This is a genomic window from Actinokineospora sp. PR83 (assembly GCF_021056305.1).
GTDB lineage: Bacteria > Actinomycetota > Actinomycetes > Mycobacteriales > Pseudonocardiaceae > Actinokineospora > Actinokineospora spheciospongiae.
Window position 1 is genome coordinate 123,429 of sequence record NZ_JAJCXD010000093.1, and the last position, 22,753, is coordinate 146,181.

At 73.6% G+C, this 22,753-nt stretch carries 13 protein-coding genes; 4 read left to right on the plus strand and 9 right to left on the minus strand.

All coding sequences use genetic code 11. The features are described 5' to 3' along the window. Window positions 1-41: 41 nt before the first annotated feature. Window positions 42-812 carry a 2,3-dihydro-2,3-dihydroxybenzoate dehydrogenase gene (locus L6E12_RS28945; RefSeq protein WP_236231093.1) on the minus strand — a complete coding sequence of 257 codons (771 nt, stop codon included), beginning with the start codon at window positions 810-812 and terminating at the stop codon, window positions 42-44. 201 nt (window positions 813-1,013) lie between these two features. Next, the gene (locus tag L6E12_RS28950; RefSeq protein ID WP_236231094.1) at window positions 1,014-2,588 is read right to left on the minus strand and encodes a putative glycoside hydrolase; all 1,575 of its coding nucleotides are present in this window, start codon (window positions 2,586-2,588) and stop codon (window positions 1,014-1,016) included. Between the two features lie 129 nt (window positions 2,589-2,717). Here L6E12_RS28950 and L6E12_RS28955 point away from each other — a divergent pair, with 129 nt between their 5' ends. After that, entirely contained in the window at window positions 2,718-3,746 is a 1,029-nt protein-coding gene (locus tag L6E12_RS28955) for a polysaccharide deacetylase family protein (protein WP_236231095.1), read from the plus strand. Between the two features lie 26 nt (window positions 3,747-3,772). Here L6E12_RS28955 and L6E12_RS28960 read toward each other — a convergent pair whose 3' ends face one another. From L6E12_RS28960 to L6E12_RS28985, 6 genes are all read right to left on the minus strand, one after another. Next, window positions 3,773-4,633 (minus strand): class I SAM-dependent methyltransferase, encoded by an 861-nt coding sequence (locus L6E12_RS28960; RefSeq protein WP_236231096.1) that lies wholly within the window; start codon window positions 4,631-4,633, stop codon window positions 3,773-3,775. After that, entirely contained in the window at window positions 4,612-5,247 is a 636-nt protein-coding gene (locus L6E12_RS28965; RefSeq protein ID WP_236231097.1) for a cysteine hydrolase family protein, read from the minus strand. The genes L6E12_RS28960 and L6E12_RS28965 overlap by 22 nt, the downstream gene beginning before the upstream one ends. After that, window positions 5,244-6,320 (minus strand): isocitrate/isopropylmalate family dehydrogenase, encoded by a 1,077-nt coding sequence (locus tag L6E12_RS35570; RefSeq protein ID WP_236231098.1) that lies wholly within the window; start codon window positions 6,318-6,320, stop codon window positions 5,244-5,246. The genes L6E12_RS28965 and L6E12_RS35570 overlap by 4 nt, the downstream gene beginning before the upstream one ends. A gap of 56 nt (window positions 6,321-6,376) precedes the next feature. Beyond that, window positions 6,377-6,907: an EF-hand domain-containing protein gene (locus tag L6E12_RS28975; RefSeq protein WP_236231099.1), complete on the minus strand. Its 531-nt coding sequence runs from the start codon at window positions 6,905-6,907 to the stop codon at window positions 6,377-6,379. Between the two features lie 227 nt (window positions 6,908-7,134). Beyond that, window positions 7,135-8,229 carry an acyl-CoA dehydrogenase family protein gene (locus tag L6E12_RS28980; protein ID WP_236231100.1) on the minus strand — a complete coding sequence of 365 codons (1,095 nt, stop codon included), beginning with the start codon at window positions 8,227-8,229 and terminating at the stop codon, window positions 7,135-7,137. Between the two features lie 4 nt (window positions 8,230-8,233). Continuing rightward, entirely contained in the window at window positions 8,234-8,512 is a 279-nt protein-coding gene (locus tag L6E12_RS28985; protein ID WP_236231101.1) for an acyl carrier protein, read from the minus strand. 270 nt (window positions 8,513-8,782) lie between these two features. Here L6E12_RS28985 and L6E12_RS28990 point away from each other — a divergent pair, with 270 nt between their 5' ends. The 3 genes from L6E12_RS28990 to L6E12_RS29000 are packed head-to-tail and all read left to right on the plus strand — an operon-like array spanning window position 8,783 to window position 21,191. Further along, entirely contained in the window at window positions 8,783-14,833 is a 6,051-nt protein-coding gene (locus tag L6E12_RS28990) for a non-ribosomal peptide synthetase (RefSeq protein ID WP_236231102.1), read from the plus strand. A 14-nt stretch (window positions 14,834-14,847) separates the two neighbouring features. After that, a complete protein-coding gene (locus L6E12_RS28995) occupies window positions 14,848-20,199 on the plus strand; it encodes a condensation domain-containing protein (protein WP_236231103.1) in 5,352 nt (1,783 codons plus the stop codon). Beyond that, the gene (locus tag L6E12_RS29000) at window positions 20,196-21,191 is read left to right on the plus strand and encodes a 3-oxoacyl-[acyl-carrier-protein] synthase III C-terminal domain-containing protein (RefSeq protein ID WP_236231104.1); all 996 of its coding nucleotides are present in this window, start codon (window positions 20,196-20,198) and stop codon (window positions 21,189-21,191) included. The genes L6E12_RS28995 and L6E12_RS29000 overlap by 4 nt, the downstream gene beginning before the upstream one ends. Before the next feature lie 12 nt (window positions 21,192-21,203). On the opposite strand, the gene L6E12_RS29005 is transcribed toward L6E12_RS29000, so the two are convergent. Next, entirely contained in the window at window positions 21,204-22,580 is a 1,377-nt protein-coding gene (locus L6E12_RS29005; RefSeq protein ID WP_236231105.1) for a helix-turn-helix transcriptional regulator, read from the minus strand. Between the last annotated feature and the right edge of the window lie 173 nt (window positions 22,581-22,753).

Sequence of the window (22,753 nt, forward strand, 5' to 3'; positions counted from 1 at the left end):
ACGAGACAGGATCGGAGGAGGAACTTACGAACTGCGGCAGGTCAGGCGCACAGGGTCGCCCCGCCGTCGACGTACAGGTTCTGCATGGTGATGTGCCTGGCCCGCTCGGAGACCAGGAACACCACGGCGTCGGCGATGTCGTCGGGGTCGGCGATGCGGCCGAGCGGGATGCCCACCCGGAACTGCTCCGCGTCCCCGGCGATCACCCGCTCGGGACCGTTGCCAACGGTCCAGAGGGCGCGTTGCATGTCGGTGTCGGTGGACCCGGGCGAGACGACGTTGCAGCGGACACCGGACCCGGCGAGTTCCAACCCGAGGCACCGGGTGAGCATCGTCGCCGCCGCCTTGGACGCGGCGTAGGCGGCCATCCCGGTGCGCGGCACACCGACGGCGTTGGACCCGACGGTGACCAGCGCCCCGCGCCCGCGCGGCACCATGCGCCGGGAAACCTCGCGCAGCACGGTGAACACGCCGGTCGCGTTGACCGCGAACGTCGCCGCCCAGTCCTCGTCGCGGGCGTCGCCCACCGACGCGGGCCGCAGCACACCCGCCGCGCAGACCCCGATGTCGATCGGCCCCAGGTCGCGCTCGACCTCCTCGACCACCCGGGCGATCGCCACCGGGTCGGACACGTCGGCCGCGAACGGCACGACTGAACCACCCTCGACCTCGAGGGGCACCCCGGCCTCGATGTCCACCGCGGCCACGGTGACACCCTCCCGGGCCAACGCGCCCGCGATGGCGGCACCGATCCCCCGCGCGGCACCGGTGACCACCGCGACCTTCCCGGTCAGCCCGGCTCCTCCACCCACCCTGACACCCCCTTACCGCAAAGTTAACTAAGGCTTACCTAAGTTACCAATTCACGACGACACTTCCGCAAGGCAAGGCGCCTATGACCCAAGACACATCTTGTTCTGCGCATGTCAGGAGGGTGGTCCGGGCCGTGCCCGGACGTGGCGAGGGGCGGTGGGCACCAGGCCCACCGCCCCTCGCGAATGCCGCCGCGTGTGTCAGGGGGCGGGTTGCAGGCCCGCGGTGTCGTAGCGGCAGGACGCGTTCCACAGCAGGAACGAACTGGCCCCGTTGTCCTGGGCCGCCTTGATCTGCGCCTGGACCTCGGCCGGGCCGTAGGACTTGCGCAGGCTGAACGCCTGCAACCAGGGGATCACCTGCGTGCCGCTGTCCTTGGCCTTGGCGACGAACTCGGCCACCGAGCGGGCGGTGATGTCGTAGGGCTGCGACTCCGGCTGCGCCACCCCGTACTCACCGGGACCCCAGTGCGAGGGGTAGACCATCGGGGCGATGTAGTCGACGTGCTTCGACATCAGCGGGATGTCCTGGGCCACCGGGCCCGGCCGGGAGGCGGCGATGCCGAAGACCGACGCGCCGAGGAACGCGCCCCGGTCGCGCACGGCGTCGCGGCTCTTGGCCAGGAAGTCGGCGATGGCCTGCTCGGGGGTGCCCTGCAGGCCGGGCAGCTTCATCTGGCCCAGCGCGCCCTCGGGGCGGCGGATGTAGTCGTAGAGGACGTCGTCGAAGCCGATGGTCGCCGCCTCGGTGGCCAGGTCCAGGTTGTAGCCCACGACCTCGGGGTTGGCGAAGTTGGTGAAGGCGTAGTCGCCGTAGCCGCCCGACCACGGCCTGCCGTCGTGGGTCTGCACGACCCGGTCGGTCTTGCCCGAGGTCCACGACGCCCTGGCCAGGATGGGGTCGCGGAACGCGACGAGCCTGCCGACGACCCGCACCCCCGCCTGGTGGAGCTGGTCGACGACGGCCTTGGCGTCGTAGTGGCTGCGGGTCGCGCCGATCTCGCGGGCCAGCGGCACCTGGGACTGGTAGCCGACCTCGCCGCTCTCGTCCTTGATGTCGAGCTGGATGGTGTTGATCCGGCCCTCGCGCGCCATCTGCAGGACCGGTTCGCGCAGGGCGTCCGACGTCCACGCCATCGCGGTCATGTGGACCGCCTTCATGCCGGGGTGGCGCACCGGCACGGTGAAGTCCTGCTTGGCGGTGTTGCCCGCACCGTCCCTGGCGGACAGCAGCACCTTGGCGGGGGCCTTGTCGAACTGGACCGAGAACGCGCCGTCGTCGCCGATCGGGACGGTCTTGTCGTCGGCGGTCACGGCGGTGGCGCCAGTCGCCTTGCCCTTGAGGGTGAAGGGCTTGCGGGGGTCGCTGACCGCGACCGGGTCGACCTCCAGCGCGGGCGCAGTGCCGTCGACGGTGAAGCTCCGGGTGGCCTCGCGGTCGGGCATCATCCGGGCGGGCACGCGGGCGGAGACGCTGTGCGCCCCGTCCGGCAGCGCCGGGTCGGCGAGCAGCAGCCGGTCGCCGTCGCGGCGGGTCTGCGCGGGGGCGCCGTCGAGGAACACCTGGACGTCGGCCAGGTCCCGCCCCTCCGGCGCGCTGACGCTGAGCAGGCGCACCGCGTCGGTGGTGACGGTGGCGCCCTCGTCCACACCGGACACCACCGGGTCGGACGCCGACAGCGCCCGGACGCTCAGCGGCGCCACGATCGCCAGCACGACCAGCGCCCCGATGACCAGCGGTATGACGCGCCGCCTGCGGCTAGCCTGAGTTACCACGTGAGAATCCCTCCGCTGACGGGTTTCGCCCCGTCTTTCCCCATTCGGCGGTGTTGTAATCCGAGGTCATACTTTCGTGTGGCCCGCGTTGCGCCGAGCGGGCGACCGGTCGACCGTGGAGAGGTGATCATGACTGACCTCGCTGCCGCCGGACGGGTGACGGCCGCCACCGCCGTGCTCGCCCTGGCCGCGGCCTGCGCGAGCCCAGAAGCCACCGCCCCGAGCGCACCGGTCATCTCGGCGACGCCGGTGGCCCCGACGTCCGCCAGCCCGCCGCCACCCACGCCGCGGGAGGTCTCGGCGAACGAACTGGGCCAGGTGCCGGTCCTCATGTACCACCGGGTCATCGCCAACCCCAACAGCGTCTACGACCGCTCCCCCGAGGACTTCCGCGCCGAACTGGAACGCCTGGCGGGCGAGGGCTACGTGACCGTCACGGCCGCGCAGTACGCCAAGGGGGAGATCGACATCCCCGCGGGCACCCACCCGGTCGTCCTCACCTTCGACGACGGCGACCCCTCCCAGTTCGCCCTGACCCCGGAGGGCACCCCGGTGCCGGGCACCGCGGTGGCGATCATGCGGGAGGTGGCCGCCGCCCACCCCACCTTCCGCGCGGTGGGCAGCTTCTTCGTCAACGCCGACCCCTTCGCCGACCCCGGCGGCCTGCGCACCGTCCCGTGGCTGCGCGCGCACGGCATGGAGGTCGGCAACCACACCCTGACCCACTCGAACCTGCGCACCGCGGGCCCGCTGGCCGCCCAGCAGGACATCGCCCGCGGCGACCAGGCCATCCGGGCGGCGGGTGGCGCACCGGAGGTCATCGCGCTGCCCTTCGGCATCCACCCCCGCGAGGCGGGCCTGGCCGTCAACGGGCACTCCGACGGCGTCGAGTACCACTACCGGGGGGCGTTGCTGGTGGGTTCCAACCCCGCCCCGTCGCCCTACTCCGGCGACTTCGACCCGGTGCGCATCCCGCGCATCCGGTCCCAGGCCGCCACCGGCAAGGAGGCCGAGTTCGCCTCGACGGTGTGGCTGGACAAGCTGGCCGCCGCCCCCGCCCAGCGCTACACCTCCGACGGCGTGGCCGACCGGGTGTCCTTCCCGCAGGACGCGGGCACGGTGGCGGAGACGTTCCGCGCCCAGGCCCAGCCCTACTGAGCCCGGTCCTGCCCATCGGGGCGCGTTCACGGTTTGGCGGCGAACACCCACCGGTTCGCCGCCAGCGCGTCGTCCCGCTCCGGTTCGGGGCCGCGGCCGAGCAGGCGGGTGAAGTGGAAGGGGGTGCGGGTGGTGGTCGACCAGCCCCGCGCGCCGAGGTCCGCCGCCGAGTCGGGGCGGGGTTCGCCGTCGAACAGCCCGAGCAGGTCGACACCGATCTGCTCCCGCGCGGCCGTGTAGACCGGGTTGTCCCGCACCTCCTCCGGTTCCACGCCGGGCTTGACCTCGTAGGCCAGGTCGCTGCCCGGGGTGGCCAGGCCGTCCACGATGTCGATCAGCCGCTTCTCCGCCCCCGCCGGGAGGTAGAGCAGCAGGCCCTCGGCCAACCAGGCGCTGCGGGCGGTGGGGTCGTAACCGGCGTCGAGCAGGGCGCCCGCCCACTCGTCCCGGAGGTCGGCGCCGATCGGCCTGCGGGTCGCCGAGGGCGTGGCGCCCACGCCGTCGAGCACCCGGTGCTTGAACGCGAGCACCTCCTCCCGGTCGACCTCGTAGACGACGCAGCCCGGGGGCCAGTCCAGGCGGAAGGCCCGGGAGTCGAGCCCGGCGCCGAGCAGCACGACCTGGCGGGTGCCCGCGTGGGCGGACCGGAGCAGGTGGTCGTCGAACACCCTGGTGCGCAGGCCGAAGTAGCGCGCCAACCGACCCCACAGCGGGCTGGCGTCGCCCTCGGGCGCGTCCCCGATCCGCACCGGCCACCCGGCGGACACCGGTGCCGCGCGCACGAAGTGCTCGGCGTAGGGGTCCTGGGCCAGCGAGTCGGGCCGGTGGGTCTCGATGGCGCGGGCGGCGGCGACCATCAGCGCGGTCAGGCCGACGCCGTGTTCCACTCCGGCCGCTCCTGGCTGGACACCGACCACGCGTTCTCCTCCTCGGCAAGGGTTGTCACGCGGGCGCCGTACAGCGCGCCCATGAAGCGCAGGACCTCGTCGTCGGACCGGTGCAGGCTGGTGGTGCAGTCGGCCAGCACGGTGATGTGGAAACCCTTCTGGAAGGCCGTCCGCGCGGTCGAGTCGACGCACACGTCGGCGTAGACGCCCGCGAACACCAGGCGGTCGAAGCCCCGGTGTTCGAGGTACCCGGCGAAGCCGTCGCTGAGGAACGCGTCGAAGCAGGCCAGTTTGGTGAAGACGCGCTCACCGGGGGCCGGTGCCACCCGGTGGAACTGCGCGCCCCAGGAACCGGCGAGGCACTTGGGCTGCTTGCCCAGGGCCTCGTCGCGCCGCCGCCAGCTCGGCCCCTGGTGTTCGAGGTCGCCGAGGAAGCGGACGAAGACGACCTCCACACCGCGGGCCCTGGCCACGTCGACGGCCCGGGCCGCGTTCGCGGTGACGGCGTCCAGCTTCGCGGTGTCACCGCCGAACCGCGACGCGACGACCGGGCCGGTGCAGAAGTCGTTCTGCAGGTCGATCACCAGGAGCGCCACGCGTTCCCGATCGGTCACGATTCGCCCGCCAGCACGGGTTCCCCGGCCCGGGTGGGCGAGCCCAGTTCGGTGAGCAGGGCGTCGACCACCGATGTGGTCGAGTGCGTGCCGCCGAGGTCCGGGGTGCGGGTGCCCCGGGTCAGCACGGAGTCGAGGGCCCGCTCCACCGCCGCGACCGCGCCCGCGCACGAGCCGTGCCGTTCCGCGATCGCCGCCGCGGCCCGCACCGTTGCCACCGGGTTGACCACGTCGCGGCCCTCGATGTCGTCGGCGGAGCCGTGCACCGTCTGGTACTCCACCAGCCCGCGCACCTCGGGGCACAGGTGGATGTTCTCGGTGAAGCGGTTCTCCTGCCGCTCGGAGCCGAACCGGTCGAGCAGGAACGGGTGCATCACGTCCGCCCACTCGTTGCCACCGATGATCATCATCCGCGGCGAGAGGCCGTGTTCGATGAGGTTGCGGTTGACCGTGTCCGGCTGGCCCAGCGCGATCTGCACGCCGTGGCGGGCGGCGCTGCGCGCGACCCACTCGCCGAGCGCGCCGTCGAGCAGGTGGAATTTGTAGGCCATGACCACCTGGTCGGCCCCGGTGTCCGGCCACTGCTGCCGGGCCCGCCGCACGGCGAAGGCGATCACCTCGTCGGTGACGTCCTCGGTGAAGGCCATCGTCCGGGTCACCGCACCGGGGGAATGGGTGTTCTCCCCGGTGTAGAAGCCCTGGGCCTCGTCGCGGACCAGCAGCAGCGTCGCGCCCGGCGATTCGATGACGTCGACCTTCACCGCCCGCAGGTGCTCGCGGACGAGGTAGAGGGATTGTGCGTTCATCGCCGTGCGGAAGACGGCGGAAACCCCGAGTGCCGCCTGCGCCCGGCAGAATTCCTCGTAGTGCCGGGCGTCGTCCTGCGTGATCGCCCGTATTTCATCGGAGTCGAGGCTTTTCAACGAATTGTAGGAATGGTAGAGCCGGGGGGAACGGGTGATGGTGAAACTGGTCGAGAACAACTCGCCGAGGGCGGCCAGGGTCCGTTCGAACACCTTCGCGAGTTCCGGCCCGGTCCCCCGGCCGACAGCGAGTCCGACAGTCGATTCCACCGTGCTCCTTCGCACCGAACGGCCGGGGCGCGCCGCGCGCGCCCCGGAGGGGGCGGTCAGGCCGGGGTGGGCACCAGGTGGTCGCCCACGATCCCGGCCTTGTCCGGGCTGTAGTAGTCCTTGATGCTCTCCACCCAGGCGAGCACGCGGACCTGGTCGTCCTCGGTGGGCTCCAACGCGTCGAAGAGGGTGTTGATGTTGTCGAACTCGAAGCCGATCGCCGTCATCACCGCCACGAAGTCCGGGCGGTGGATGAGCCCGTCCTCGTCGGGGTCGGCGAGCGCGGCGAGCGACTCGGCGAAGTCGGTGAGGGTGTCGTCGAAGCGCTCCGGGGACAGGACGCAGGAGCAGTACTCCTCCAGGCTGACCCGGCCGTCCCGGTCGGCGTCCAATTCCGCTTCCAGGATCGACCAGTGCTTCCGGTAGGCGGCAATCATCGCGTTCTTCGCCGCTTCGCTCGCCCGGGGTGCGGCCTCGACGACGCGTTCCGCCGTCAGTTCGAAATCGTCGGACTCGATGTACCCGTTGCCATTCGAATCGAAGAGCCTGAAGATGAGCTCGACCCGGTCCAGTGCTTCACTGCGCATATTTGCTCCCCATTGTCGCGGCCGTCTTCCGATGCCGGTTGGGAACTATGCCAGACCCCGGGCACTGCTCCGGGAACCCAATCGAAGACCATCAGAAAGGGTGAACGGCGATGCCGCTGCGCACCGGGGACACCGCTCGGGTCCGCCGATCGGGCGGGTGGGGAAGACACCCGGTCGGCGGTATGCGCACGAGCAGGTCCCGGGTGGAGGAGCCGGGTCCGACCGCGTCAGCGGCGCCGCCGCAGGGCGTGGTCGCCGAGGTGGCGCTCGGCCACCTCGTCCGGGCCCTCGATGATCCGCATGACCGTCGCGTCGCGGTGCAGGCGGCCGACGGTGCTGCCCGGGGCGATCCCGGCCGAACCGTGCAGGCGCACGGCGTGTTCGCTCACCGCGGTGGCCGCCCGGGAGGCGGTGTACTTGGCCAGCACGGTCTCGGCGATGGCCGCGGGTTCGCCGCGCTCGCGCAGGGCGGCGGCGTGGGCGCAGACCGCGCGGGCCGCCCGTGCCTCGGCCAGGCAGCGGCCGAGCAGGGCGCGCACGGCGTCGTGGTCGGCCAGCCGCACCCCGCCCTGGGTCCGGGCGCCGACGTGGGCGGCGGTGCGGTCGAGGCAGGACTCGGCGATGCCGACGCAGCCCCAGGCCACGGTGAAGCGCCCGTGGTCCAGCGCCGTCCCGGCCACGTGCGAGAGGCCGTAGCCGGGTGGGGCGATCGCGTTGCCCGCCGGGATGGTCACGTCGTCGAAGCGCACGTGGGCGATCCGCGCGGCGCGCATCCCGAGCTGCCCGGTGACCGGTTCCACCGTGACGCCGGGGCGGTCGGCCTCCACCAGGGCGGTCCGCAACCCCCCGTCGGACCGGGCCAGGACCAGGAACACGTCGGCGGTCTGCCCGAAGGTGACCCACACCTTGCGCCCCCGCACCCGCAACCCGCCCGCGGTGGCCGAGATTTCGGTGTCCACAGCGGACAGTTCGGTGCCCGCGCCCGCCTCGGTGGCGGCGAAGGCGGCCAGGCGGTCGCCACCGGCCAGGGCGGGCAGCCACGAGGCGCGCTGCTCCCGGTCGCCCCAGCGCAGGACGGCGGCGGCCACCATGCCCTGCACGGTGACCAGGGCGCGCAGGGCGCTGCACACCCCGCCCAGGCTCGCGCACAGCTCGCCGACCTCCGTCGCCGACCAGCCGCGCCCGCCGTGCTCGACGGGGAGGTCCGCGGCGAGGAACCCGGCGTCGGCGACCGACCGCACCACCTCGGCGGGCAGGCCCTCGCCCGCGTCCCACGCGGCGGCCCCGGCGCGGGCGGACTCGGCGAACGCCGCGTGGTCCACGCCCTCAGCCCCGCGCCGCGGCGAGCTTGCGCTCGACGAACCTCGCCATGTTGTTCATCGTGCGGAAATTGTCCAGTTCGAGGTCTTCTGTTTCCACCCGGACACCGAAGGCGCGTTCCACGTGGGTCACCATTTCCAGGGCCATCAGCGAGTTCACCACACCGAGTGCGAAATAGTCGTCATCGGCTCCGATGGCATTCCCCGGGAGTGCGGTGTCGAAGAACGCGCGCACCTGCCGCAGCACCTCACCGTCGACCTCCCCCGGCGGGAACTGACTGCTCACATGGCCTCCCGGGTGGACTCCCCAGCGAACGTAACACACCCCGCCGAGGCCGGGACAGCGCCGAACGGACCAGTGCATTCGTGCGCCGGACCACTCACCGGGAGTGATTTACCACCACCAATTCAGTTATCAGCCGGACGGCGGTGTCACCGCGATCGGAACGACTGCGAATATCGCACTCCGGTCCCGAGAACGGTCACTGCACTACGGGGTGGTTCTGCTGCGCCAACGATTCGAATCGCCCGCGCGCCCGAGGCGGCGGCGGCGCACTTGACCGTCACCGACGAAGACCCGGACGCCGCGCCGGACACCGCGGGCAGCTCCGCCGCGCCCCTGTCGCCCGCCCAGCAGCGGCTGTGGTTCCTGCACGAGTTCCACCCCGGCGCCGAGTACAACACCGCGGTCGGCTTCCGGCTGCGCGGTCCCCTCGACCCGGGCGCGCTGCACGCCGCGCTGGACCGCCTGGTCGAGCGGCACGAGTCGCTGCGCACCACCTTCCGCACCACCGACGGCCGCGGCGCGCAGGTGGTGGGCCCGCCGTTCCCGCTGCGGCCCGCGCCGACCCCCTGCGCCGAGGCCGACGTGGAGGCGGTGCTGCTGGAGGTCACCGGGGAGCCGTTCGACCTGCGCCACGGCCCGCCGGTGCGGGCCGCGCTGCTGGCGCTCGGACCGGCCGAACACCTGCTGGTCCTGTGCCTGCACCACATCGTCACCGACGGGTGGTCGATGGGCGTGCTCGCGGAGGACTTGGGGACGCTCTACTCCGCCGCCGTGCGCGGGGAGGACGCGGAGCTGCCCGACCTGCCCCTGCGCTACGTCGACTTCGCCCGCGCGCAGCGCAAGCGGCTCACCGGTGCGGTGCTCGACCGGCACCTGGCCTACTGGGAGCGGCAGCTCGGCGGCTTGAACGCCCTGGAGTTGCCCACCGATCGACCCCACACCACCGCGCGCACCACCGGCGGCGCGCGGTTGACCCGCGCCGTGCCCGCCGACCTGGTGGCGCGGCTGACCCGGGTGGGCCGCGAGCGGGGTGCCACGCTGTTCATGACCCTGGTCGCGGCGACGCAGGTGTTCCTGGGCAGGCGCGGCGGCCAGCGGGACGTGGCGGTCGGCACCGCCACCTCCGGGCGCCACGGCACCGAGCTGGCCGGTCTGGTCGGGTTCTTCGTCAACACCGTGGTCGTCCGCTCCGACGTGGACGGTTCGCTGTCGTTCGCCGACCTGCTCGACCGGGTGCGCGGCACGGTCCTCGACGCCCTCGACCACGACGCGGTCCCGTTCGACCGGCTGGTGGAGCTGCTGCGCCCCGAGCGCGACCCGGGCCGGTCGCCGCTGGCTCAGGTGATGGTGCTGCTGCGCAACACCCCGGGGGGAACACCGCGGCTGGCCGGGTTGGAGGTCACCGAGTTCGCGCTGCCGCACCGGACGTCGGCCTTCGACCTGACCGTGGAGTACGTCCCCGTCGAGGACGGCCTGCGGGTGGAGCTGGTCTACAGCACCGACCTGTTCGAGGCGGACACGGTGGCGCGGATGGCCGACCAGCTGCTGGTGCTGCTCGACGGGGTGGCCGCCGACCCGCACGCCAGGCCGGCGCGGCTGCCGCTGATCCCGCCCGTCGAGCGGCGGCTGCTGGCCGAGTGGGCCGAGGGCGAGCGCACCACCGACCACTGCGTGCACGAGCTGTTCGCCGCGCGGGCCGCCGCCCACCCCGACGCGGTGGCCCTCACCTGCGACGGTGTGGTGCTGACCTACCGCGAGCTGGACACTGAGGCCAACCGCTTGGCGCACGAGCTCCTGGAGCGGGGCGTGCGGACCGAGGCGCGGGTCGGGCTGTGCCTGCCGCGCGGGGTCGACGTCGTCGTGGCGATGCTCGCCGTGCTCAAGGCGGGCGGGGTGTACGTGCCGCTGGACCCCGACTACCCGCCCGCCCGGCTGGCGCTGATGGTCGCCGACTCCGACACCGGGCTGGTGCTCACTCACGCGGCCCTGCGCGACCGGCTCCCCGCCGCGACACCCGTGGTGGCGCTGGACGACGGCGACTGGTCGGGGCACCCGGGGCACGCGCCCCCGGTGCGGGTCCACCCGCGCGGCGGCGCCTACGTCATGTTCACCTCCGGCTCCACCGGCAGGCCGAAGGGCGTGCTGGTGGAGCACCGCTCGATCGTCCGCCTCGCCGCCGGGGAACCGCTGCGGGTCGGACCGCGCGACGTGGTGGCCCAGTACTCGACGACCGCGTTCGACGCCTCCACGTTCGAGATCTGGGTGCCCCTGCTCTGCGGCGCCCGGCTGGCGCTGTGCGTGCGCGGCCTGCTCTCGGCCGAGGAGCTGGGCCGGTTCCTCGCCGCCGAGTCGGTGACCACGATGTGGCTGACCGCGGGCCTGTTCCACGAGGTGGCCGCCGCCGACCCGGGGGTGTTCGCGGGTCTGCGCTGGCTGGGCTGCGGCGGTGACGTGATCGCCCCCGAGCACTGCGCCGAGGTCCTGCGCCGGGCCCCTGGCCTGCGGCTGGTCGACGGGTACGGCCCCACCGAGGGCACCACCTTCGCCACCGCCCACGTCGTCGGGCCGGGCGAGGCGCCGGTGCCGATCGGGCGGCCGATCGCGGGCACCCGCTGCCACGTCCTCGACCGCACCCTGGAACCGGTCCCCGTCGGCGTTCCCGGTGAGCTGTACATCGGCGGCACCGGCCTGGCGCGCGGGTACTGCGGGCGCCCGGGGCTCACCGCGCAGCGGTTCGTGGCCGACCCGTTCCACCCCGGCGAACGGCTCTACCGCACCGGGGACGTGGTCCGCTGGACGCCCGCCGGGGAGCTGGAGTTCCTCGGGCGGGCCGACGACCAGGTCAAGATCCGCGGCTTCCGGGTGGAGGTGGGTGAGGTCGAGGCCGCGCTGCGCGCGCACCCGGCGGTCAGCGAGGCGGTCGTGGTCGCCCGCGAGCACGTGCCCGGCCACAAGCGGCTCATCGCCCACGTGGTGGCCCCGGGTGCCGATGGGGCGGAGCTGCGCGCGTTCCTGGCGGCGACCCTGCCCGCGCACCTGGTGCCCGCCGTGGTCGTGCCGCTCGACGCCCTGCCGCTGCTGCCCAGCGGCAAGCTCGACCGCGCCGCGCTGCCCGCGGCCCCCACCCCGCAGACCCGGACGCATGTCCCGCCCGGCGGGCGCGACGAAGAGGTGTTGGCGCGGGTCTGGGCGGAAGTGCTCGGTGTGGAGCGCGTCGGCGCTGATGACAACTTCTTCGCCCTGGGCGGGGACTCCATCCTCAGCCTGCAGGTGGTGGCTCGGGCGCGGGAGCTGGGGTTGCGGATCACGCCCAAGGACGTGTTCCTGCGCCAGACCCTGGCCGGGGTCGCCGCGACCGCCGACACCGAACCCGCCGTCGCGGCCGAGCAGGGGCCGGTGACCGGGCAGGCGCCGCTGACGCCGATCCAGCACTGGTTCTTCGCCACCGTCACCACCCACCGGGAGCACTTCCTCCAGTGGATCGCGGTGGAGCTGCCCCCGGACGTGGACCGGGCGGCGCTGCGCGCGGCGGTGGAGGCGCTGCCCGTGCGGCACGACGCCCTGCGCACCCGGTTCCGGCGGGTGCGGGGGCAGTGGGTCCAGGACGTGCCGCCACCGGGGGCCCAGGAGGTCCTCGTTCCCGATCAGTCCACAGTGGAGGAGTTTCTGCTGCTGGCGCGGTCGAGGATGGACCTCGAAGCGGGCCACCTGTTCCGGGCCGGGGTCGTGACCTCGGACCGGCTGGTGCTCGCCGCGCACCACCTGGTCGTCGACGGGGTGTCCTGGCGGGTGCTCCTGGCGGACCTGCGCACCGGCTACCAGCAGGCAGCGGCCGGTCGACCGATCGAACCGCGACCCAAGACCACCTCTTTCCGCGACTGGGCGCGATTACTGGCCGACCACGCCGGGAGCGGCGGTTTCGACCACCACCTGCCGTACTGGGCGCAAGCGGTCGTGGACGTCCCGATGAGCGAGGGCGAGCCGGGGCACCCGGAACGCGCCGTCACCGCGAGCTTCCCGGCCGAGGACACCGCTGCCCTGCTGCGCGCGGCGGCCACCGCCTACCGCGCCAGGGTCAACGACGTGCTGGTGGCGGCGCTGGGCGTGGTGCTCGCCCGCTGGACCGGGCACGACCGCGTCCCGCTGGAACTGGAGGGCCACGGCCGGGAAGAGGTCCTCGACGGGGTCGACCTCACCCGCACGGTCGGGTGGTTCACCACGTTGTTCCCCTTCACCGCAGATCTGCGTAGTGCACCGGACTGGGGCGCGGTGCTCAAGGCGGCCAAGGAGGGGCTGCGCGACGCGCACGGGCACGGGCTGAGCCACGGCGCCCTGCGCTGGCTCACCGACCGCGAACCCGCCGCGCACCGACCCGTGGCCAGGCTGAACTACCTGGGGCGCTTCGACTCCGCCCACGACGACCTGTTCCCGCCGACCGCCGAGGGGATCAGGCTCGACCGCGCCCACCCGACGGACGGCACGGCCCGCCTCGACGTCATCGCGAGCGTGACCACCGGGGGTGAGCTGGAGTTCGAGTGGCTCCACTCCCCCGGCGCCCACACCGCGGCGACCGTGACCCGGCTGGCCGAGGAGACGCTGACCGCGCTGCGCGGGATCGCCGCGCACTGCGCCGAACCGGGCGTGGGCGGGCCGACCCCGTCGGACTTCCCGCTGGCGGGGTTGGACCAGGCCGGGCTCGACCGGGTCATCGGCGGTGACCGGTCGGTGGAGGACGTCTACCCGCTGACCCCGATGCAGAGCGGGATGCTGTTCCACAGCCTGTCGCTGCCCGGCCTGTACCTGGAGCAGGTCGCGTTCACCGTGACCGGCCTCGACGACCCGGCGGCGCTGGAGCGGGCCTGGGCGCGCGTGGTCGAGGCCACGCCCGTGCTGCGCACGTCGGTGGTGTGGGAGGGACTGCGCGAACCCCTCCAGGTGGTGCGGCGCGAGGTGGCGGTCCCGGTCGTGCACCACGACTGGCGCGGCGTCCCCGAGGCGCAGCGGGGGGAACGGCTGCGGCGGCTGCTGGCCGACGACCGCGCCACCGGGATCGACCCCGCCGCGGCGGCGCTGCTGCGGCTGGTGTTCGTGCGCACCGGCGAGACCGAGGTCCGGGTCGTGTGGAGCTTCCACCACGTCCTGCTCGACGGGTGGAGCCTGTTCCAGGTGGTGTCGGACGTGCTGGCCGTCGTCGCCGGTGGCACGCCGCGTCCGCGCCGCCCGTTCCGCGACCACGTGGCCTGGGTGCTGGGGCGCGACACCGACGCCGCCGAGCGGCACTGGCGGGACGTGCTCGCCGGTTTCGCCGAACCCACCCCGCTGCCCTTCGACCGGCCGCCGGGCCGGGCGCACCGCTCGTGCTCGTCGTCGGCGTGCGACCTCGCCCTGCCGGAGGGGGTCACCGCCGACGTGCGCGGCTTCGCCCGGCGCAACCGGCTGACGCTGAACACGGTCGTGCAGGGCATGTGGGCGCTCCTGCTGGCCCGACGCGGCGGCAGGCGGGACGTGTGCTTCGGGTCGGTGGTCTCCGGGCGCCCGGTGGGGTTGCCCGGCGCCGACTCGATCGTGGGGATGCTGGTCAACACCGTGCCGGTGCGCGTCGAGGTCGACACGAGCGACCTCCCGGGGTGGCTGGGGCGGTTGCAGGCCGCGCAGGCCGAGGCCCGCGGGGTCGAGCACCTGCCGCTGCCCCGGGTCCAGCGGCTGGGTGCGGTGCCCCCTGGGCGGAACCTGTTCGACAGCGTGGTGGTGTTCGAGAACTACCCGCTCGACCACGAACCGGCCGGTGCGGGCGGGCCGCGGCTGGGTGACGTCGTCGCCGTGGAGAACACCAACTACCCGCTGCACCTGGTCGCCCAGGGCGGTTCCCGGCCGGGTGAGCCGCTGGCGCTGCAACTGGGCTACGACCCGGAGCTGTTCGACGCCGCGACCGCCGAGGGGCTGTGCGCCGAACTGGCCGAGCTGCTGGCGGACCTGACGCGGGGCGCCGTCCCCGCCGTGGACCTCCCGGCGACCGCCGCGCCCGTGGTCGCGCCACCGCCAGGGCCCCAGGAGTTCACCGCGCCGCGCGGGGCCGCCGAGCAGGCCGTGGCCGACATCTGGGCCGACGTCCTCGCCGTGGAGCGGGTCGGGGTGTGGGACGACTTCTTCGACCTCGGCGGGGATTCCCTGCTCGGGATGCGGGCCGCCGCCAGGGTGGGCGCGACCTTCGGCGTGGCGCTGTCACCGCGCGCCCTGTTCGACAACCCCACGGTCGGCGCCCTGGCCGCCTTCGTCGAGCACACCTCGGCGGCGGTCGACTCGCGCGACTACGAGCTGTGAGACAGGAGAACGGCGTGGTGGATCGGGACGAGCCGGGCGGGGACGTCGCCGTCATCGGGGTGGCCGCGCTGCTGCCCGGCGCGGGCGACCTGGACGAGCTGCACCACCTGCTGGCCGCGGGCGAGGACCGGGTGGCGCCGCCGACGCCGACGCGGGTGCGCCACACCGGGGGCGAGCCGGGCACCGAGTACCTGCCCATGGCCTACCTCGACCGGATCGACCTGTTCGACCACCGGTTCTTCGGCATCCCGCTGCGCGAGGCCGAGGCGATGGACCCGCACCACCGGCTGCTCATGCAGTTGGCGCACGAGGCCATCGAGAACGCCTGCCTGCGCCCGAGCGGGCTCCGGGGGTCGCGGACCGCCGTGATCCTCGGCCACGCCCGCTCCGACTACGACACCCTGTACGAAGAGGACGACCCGTTGCACACGCTGGGGTCGCTGCCCGCGGCCCTGGCGGCGCGGATCGCCTACCACTTCGACCTCACCGGCCCGGCGTTCACCGTCGACACCGCGTGCAGCAGCGCCCTGGCCGCCGTCGCCCAGGCGGTCACCGAACTGCGCCGCGGCGCCGCCGACCTGGCGCTGGCGGGCGGCATCAGCCTGCGCCCGGTGCTCATCCCCACCGAGGGGCACGTCCCGGCGCGCGGGGTGGAGACCACCGACGGGCGGTGCCGCCCCTTCGACGAGCACGCCACCGGCGCCGCGGCGGGCGAGGGCGGCGCGGTCGTGCTGCTGCGCAGGCTGGTCGACGCGGTGGCCGCGGGCGACCCGGTGCACGCGGTGATCAAGGGCATCGCGGTCAACCACAACGGGCACCGCATGGCCAGCATGGGCGCACCGAGCCGCAAGGCGCAGACCGAGGTGATCACCGCGGCCTGGCGCGACGCCGGGGTGGCGGCGGACTCGGTCGGCTACGTGGAGTGCCACGGCTCGGCGACCCCGCTGGGCGACGTGATCGAGGTCGACGCCCTGCGCCAGGCCTTCGCCGACGCGGGCGTGCCCGCCCCCGGCTGCCCGATCGGGTCGATCAAGGGCAACCTCGGGCACCTCGACGGCGCCGCCGGGATGGCCGGGCTGCTCAAGGCGCTGCTGGCGGTGCGCCGCGGCGAGCTGTACCCGACCGCGCACTTCACCACCCCCAACCCGATGCTGGACCTGTCCGGCCCGGTGCACGTCAACCCCGCCCGCGCGCCGTGGGCGAAGGAGGGGCCGCGCCGGGCGGGGGTGAGTGCCTTCGGCATGACCGGCACCAACGTGCACGCCGTGCTGGAGCAGGCACCGCCGCGCCCCGGGGCGGCCGTGCCCGACCTGGGCGGCGAGCTGGTCACCGTCTCGGCGAAGTCCGCCTCGGCATTCGGCCGCTACTGCGAACGCCTCGCCGACTTCGCCGCCACCACCGACCACGACCTGCGGACCGTCGCGCACGCGCTGAACCGGGGCCGCGACGACCACCCCTACCGCGGCGCGGTCACCGCCCGCACCACGCGGGAGCTGGCCGAGGCCCTGCGCGCCGCGGTGCCGCCGCGGGAGCCCGCCCCCGACGAGCGGCCGGTGGTGGTGCTGCTGGCCGGTGACGCGGTCGTGGAGGACGAGACCTGGCGGGAGCTGTGCACGACCTTCCCGGTCCTGGCGGACACCCCGCTGCCGGAGGCCCCCGCCGCCCGGTTGGTGGCGACGGGCGTTGCCCTGCTCGCCCTGGCCCGGTCGCTGGGCGTGCGGCACGACCACCTGGTCGGGTCGGGGGCGGGGAACCTGGTGGTGCGGGTGGCGCGGGAGGAGATGACCCTCGACGCCGCCCTGCGGGCCGCGGAAGGCATGGCGCTGAGCAGCGAGCTGGACCACGCGCGGCTGGCGGGGGTCGCCGAGCGGTTCACCCGCGACGGCGCGGTGCTCGTCGACCTGGCCACCGGCGTGCTCGCCCGGGAGCTGCGGCGGCTGCGGCCGGAGCTGCCCCGGGTGGAGCTGTTCGCCGCACCCGGGCGCGGCAGCGTGCTGCGCCAGCTCGGCGCCCTGCACCGGCTGGGAGTCCGCCTCGACTGGGACGCCCACTACGGCGGGGCGGACATCCCCCGCATCCCGGCGCCGACCTACCCGTTCGACCCGGTGCGCTGCTGGTGCCGCCCGGTCGGGGCACCCGCGCCGCAGCCGGTGAGCAGGCCCGCGTCCCCGGTCCCGGTGCCGGGGGCGCCGGAGGACCGCGTCATGGCGGTGTGGCACCGGGTGCTGGGCGCCGACGACCTGGCGCCCGACTCGGACTACTTCGCCCTGGGCGGCACCTCCATCGCCGGGATCAGCGTGCTGCGCTCGCTGGAGGACGAGTTCGGCATCCAGCTCACCTTCGCCGACCTCTACGCCCACCGGACCGTGCGCGACCTCGCCGCCCGGGTGGCGCAGCTCCGGGCCGAGGGCGGGTCGGCCGGTGCCCACCAGGACATCCCGGTCCTGCCCCGGGGCGGCCCGCTGCCGGTGTCCTTCGGCCAGGAACAGCTCTGGTACCTCGACCGGTTGAACCCGGGTACCGCCCTCTACAACATCACCCACGACCTGCGCCTGCGCGGACCGCTCGACCAGGCCGCGCTCACGGCGGCCGTGGGCGACCTGGTCGACCGGCACGAGGTGCTGCGCACCCGGATCGCCGCCGACGACGACGGCGTGCCGCACGCCCTGGTGCGCACCGAGGAACACCGCGTGGCGGTGCACGACCTGTCCGCGCTGCCCGAGGACGAACGGCACCGCGAAGCCCGGCGGCTGATCGACGAGGACGCGCTGCTGTCGTTCGACCTGGCCGGGGGTCCGCTCGTGCGCACCGCGCTGCTGCGCCTGGGCGACGACGACCACGTGCTGCTGTGGACCTACCACCACATCGTCTACGACGGCTGGTCGCCCACGGCGTTCTTCCGCGACCTCGGCGAGTTCTACCGGGCGCGGCTGGCCGGGCGGGCACCCGAGCTGCCGGAGCTGGGCGCCCAGTACGCCGACTTCGCCGCCTGGCAGCGCCGCAGGCTCGCCGACGGGGTGCTGGCCGAGGGCCTGCGGTTCTGGCGCGGCGCCTTGGCGGGCCTGCGCGCCGACGAGCTGCCGCTGGACCGGCCCCGGACCGCGACCCGCGACTTCACCGGCGCGATGGTGGAGTTCGAGGTGACCGGGGAGCAGGCGGAGCGGATCCGCCGGTTCAGCAGGCAGCAGGGGGTCACCAGCTTCGTGACCATGCTCGCGGTGGTCGACACCCTGCTGCACCGCTGGGCCGGGCACACCGACGTGGTGATCGGGGTGGCCACCTCCGGGCGGGTCAACCCCGCCACGCACGACCTCATCGGCTACTTCAACAACGTCCTGCCGTTCCGCACCAGCACCGAGGGTTCGCCGCCGTTCACCGAGCTGGTGCGCCGCTGCGCGCGCACGGTGGCCGACGTCCTCGACCACGAGGAGGTGCCGCTGGAGAAGGTCGTCGCCGACGTGCTCGGCCGCCGCGACCCCGGCAGGCACCCGCTGTTCGACGTGGCCTACACCTACCAGAACGTGCCGCAGGACACCGCCGAACTGGGCGGGCTCGACTGCTCGCGCTACCTCGACGGTGCCATCGTCGGGATCGCGCCAGGCACGGCCAAGTTCGACCTGACCGTGGGCGTGGTCGACCAGGGCGAGGGCCCGATGAGCGGCTACATCGAGTACGCCACCGCCCTGTTCGACCGCTCCACCGCCGAGCGACTGGCCAAGTGGCTGCCCGAGATCGTCGCCGAGGTCACCGCCGACCCCGAGCGCCCGCCACACCCGATCCCCACCCCGGCACCCGCTCCACAGTGGAGGGAACCCCAGCCCATGCGCCCACTCGCCCACTCCCCCAACGGCGCCCCCCGCGCCGAGCAGGTCCTCACCGCCGTCGTCGCCGACCTGCTGGCCCTCGACGACGTGAAACCGGGCGACAACTTCTTCGACCTCGGCGGCGACTCGGTCCTGGGCGTGCGGGTGGCCGCCCGGGCGGCCAAGGCGGGGGTGCACGTCACCCCGCAGCAGTTGTTGCAGTGCCGCACCATCGACGAACTGGCCCTCGTCGCGGCCGTGGACGGCCACGAACCGGAACCCGCCCAGGCCCCCGACCGGCACATCCCGCTGACGCCGATCATGCACCACTTCCTGGAGCACGTGCCCGACGGGAACGCGGACTTCGTGGAGGTGCAGGTGTTCGAGCTGACCTCCACCGCCGTCACCGCCGAACACGCCCGCGCCGCCGTCGAACACCTGCTGGCCCGGCACGAACCGCTGCGCTACCGCTTCCGCGGCAACAGCCTCAGCCTGCACGCCGAGTGCGCTCCACCCGGCGACACCCCGTTCGACGTCTCGGTCCTGCCGCCGATGGACGAGCAGCGCGAACGGGAACGCATCGCCGCCGACTGCCGGGACCTGCGCACCGACCTGGACCTCAAGCGCGGCCCGGTGGTGCGCGCCCGCTACTACCAGCGCGGCCACGGCCGCAGCGCGCTGCTCGTCCTGCTGGTCCACCACTTCGTCTTCGACAACATGTCCACCGTCGTGCTCATGGACGACCTGGACGCCGCCCTCACCGACCTGGTGGCGGGCCGCGCGTTGGCACCCCAGCCGCACGCCCCGGGCTGGCGGCGCTGGTCGGAGCACCTGCGCGACATGTCCACCTCCGACACCCTGGCCGCCGAACTGGACTACTGGACGGCCATCGCCCACGCGGGCGCCGACCTGGGCCTCCCACCGGGGGACGGCGGGGGCGGCACGGCCCGGTACTTCCTCGACACCGTCCCGACCACGGACAGCGCGTCCGAACGGGAGGTGGCGCTGTGCGCGGTGGCGCACGGGCTGGCCCAGTGGAGCGGGACAGCGGGCGCCTACCTGGAAGTGGAGGGCGAGGCCACGCCCAGCGCCTACCGGCACGCGGGCCGGGGCCCGGCGGTGGGCTGGTTCACCACCCTGCACCCGGTCGTCCTGCCCATCGAACCGGGCGCGACCGCCCGGGACTGCCTGCCCGACGTGGTCGACCGGGTCCGCTCGGTGCCCAACGACGGCGTGGGCCACGGGATGCTGCGGCACCTGTCGCCCCACAACCCGGCGGTGGCCCGGTTCCGCGCCCTGCCCGAGCCGCAGGCCATCCTGCTGCACGCCCCCAGCGACATGGCCGCCTTCGACGCCGGGGTGCGGCTGATCCGGATGCGGTGGGACCTGGCGGTCAACCTCAAGCAGGCGGTCTCCACCTGGTTCCCGCTGATCGTCGCCGTCGCCGAGCGCGAATCCCGGCTGTGCGTGGAACTGACCAGCGTGGACCGCTTCAGCCAGGCCGAACTCGAAGCCGTGGCCGCGCGGATCGGCGCCGCCTTCACCGCCTTGGCGGACGGGTGATCGCCCTGGCGGCAGCGGGCTGGCACCTGCCCGACCCGGTCCCGGTCGCCGACCTGCCCGAACTGGCGCACCTGTCCCCTCCCGAACGCGCCACCTGCGAAGCCCTCGGCATCGACAGCGTCGCCGTCGACGATGCCCTGGGCCCGACCGACCTGGCCGCCCTCGCCGCCCGCCGCGCCCTCATCGCAGCGGACCGCGAACCCGACGACGTGGACGTGCTCCTGGTCATCGAGTCCCGAGCCCCGGACACCCTGGTCAGCTCCGAGGCCACCCGCCTGCAAACCACCCTGGGCACCCGCCGCGCGACGGCCTTCACGGTGGGCGGCCTGGGCTGCGCGTCGCTGACCCCCGCCCTGCTCACCGCCGAGGGCCTGCTGCGCGCCGACCCGGACCTGCGGACGATCCTGGTGGCCCACGGCAGCAAACCGGCAACCCCCGGCCGCTACCGCCACCCGGTCACGCTGAACGGCGACAGCGGCGGAGCGCTGGTCATCACCAGGGAAGGCCCGGTCCTCGTCCGTGACGTGCTCCTGGAAACCAACGGCGACTACGCGGACCTGTTCCGGGTCGACTACCGCGACCGGCCGTTCGAGCGGTGGCGGGAGGAGTGCGCCGACCTCCCGACGTACTCGTTCAGGCTGGCGGTCGAAACCCGCAACCGCCTGCGCTCCCTCACCGAGAGACTGCTGCACCGCAACGGCCTCCGCCCGGCCGATGTGGCCTGCCACATCAGCCAGAACCTGTCGGCCACCTCCCTGCGCAACCACGAGGAAATCCTGGGCGCCCCGCTGACCAAGTCCTGCCAGGACAACCTGACCCGCTACGGCCACCTCGGCCCGAACGACGTCTTCCTCAACCTCTACAGCGCCCTCGACCGTGGCGAACTCCACCCGGGCGACCGCGCGGTGCTGCTCAACGTCAGCCCGGTCGCCGCCTGGAGCGCCCTGCTGGTGGAAATCGGCGCCCAAGAGAACGCGCACCACTTGCTGTGACCGGGTCGTCCTTCAATCCGCCAGCAGGAGGTGGCGGTCGCGCCACGCCATGCGGAGCAGTGACGCCGAGCCGGAACTCATGCGCGCCTGGAGGCGGTCGACGGCGTCGGCGGTGAAGGGCATGTCGACCCGGCCGCTCTCCCCGATGACGTGGCCCTCGTCGTTGGTGCGGACGAGGTCGCGGAAGAGGGTGTCGTAGGTGGGGGCGTCGATGACGGCGACGGTGCGCTGGGTGGGACCGAGGCTGAGGGCGTCCATGATCAGGCCGTAGTGCCAGAGCCGGAAGGCACCGGCGGCGCGGGCCTCCTCGAAGGCGGCGAACGGTTCCTCGCGGGCGTAGTCGATGACGCGGGTGCCGGTCCCGTCGTGTTCGGGGTTGCCCAGGAACTCCTCGGAGTACTCGCGCATGATGTTGCGCCAGAGCGAGAAGTCGTTGCGCACGTTGGCCGTGGCCATCGTCGAGGGCTGGAACTCACCGCCTGGCATGACCGTGCACATGCCGCCGCCGTCCGCGACGGCAGAGGAATCGCGCTGGTGCATGACGAACCGGTGCCCGGCCACCGGGTCGTGGCGGATGGTCAGCGTGCTGACGCCGGGGGACATCAGCCACCGGGCCGGGTCCAACGGGTCGGAGACCGAAGCCCTGATCGGCAGGTCCCGCAGCCGGGGCGCGGAACCACCGGACCGGAGGAACGCCCGCTTGAACTCGTGGACGACGTACTCCTTGACGTCGAAGACCTCGAAGAAGGTGGTGGTCCCGAACCGCAGGGTCAGACCGTCGTCGGCGCTGACACCGAGCAGCCGGTAACTGACCCGGTTCTCCAGCAACCGGGGTCGGACGAGGTCCCGGACCGCCCTGCTGAACGACAGGTACCGGTCACCCCGGTCGGTCAGCGGCAGCACGTGATCGAGTGACACGTCCAAGGCGGGAGGTGCCGGGTGTGAGTCGTCGAACTCCAAGCGGACGTCCTCCAGCGGGACCGGGGTGTCCAGCAGCCACCCCTCCCCCACCAGCATGTGGCCTCCCGGGCCGCGCATCGACTCCGGGTACAGCCACGCCGCGAGTTCGGACAGCTCCCGGTCCCGGCCCCGCACCGCCGCCCGGACCGCCAACCACTCCTCCTGGCTGCGACGCACCCGCTCGTCAGCGCCTCGCCCCCACTCCTGGTCCGGGGCTCCACCACGCGGCGGGAACGGGAGGGCGGACTCGTTGATCAAGCTGTCGATCCCCGCGACATCGACACCGAGCGCACCGGCCAGCAGCGGCCGCATGTGCGGCAGCGGCTCGTGTTCCCCGGACTCCCAGATCGCCACCGTCGTCCGGTCGACCCGCAGCGCCTCGGCGAGGCCCTCCTGCGTGTACCCGGCGGCCCTTCGCGCGGCTGCCAACCCTGACCGCCGCCGCGACCGGCTCATCCCCGACTCCCCTCCTGCTGGACCTCAGCGAAGGTAACAGCCGGTTCGAGCACTCGCGCCCGCCGCGCCCGCACCCCACAAACTCCCCGCGTCAATGGGCTGACGGGGTCAGGGGGTCACGGCGATTCCGCACGGCCATCCTGGCC

Bases quoted from the DNA above. Each gene is read 5' to 3' on its own strand.
- L6E12_RS28975 (WP_236231099.1), bottom strand. From the start codon at position 6,907: ATGCGCAGTGAAGCACTGGACCGGGTCGAGCTCATCTTCAGGCTCTTC.
- L6E12_RS28955 (WP_236231095.1), top strand. From the start codon at position 2,718: ATGACTGACCTCGCTGCCGCCGGACGGGTGACGGCCGCCACCGCCGTG.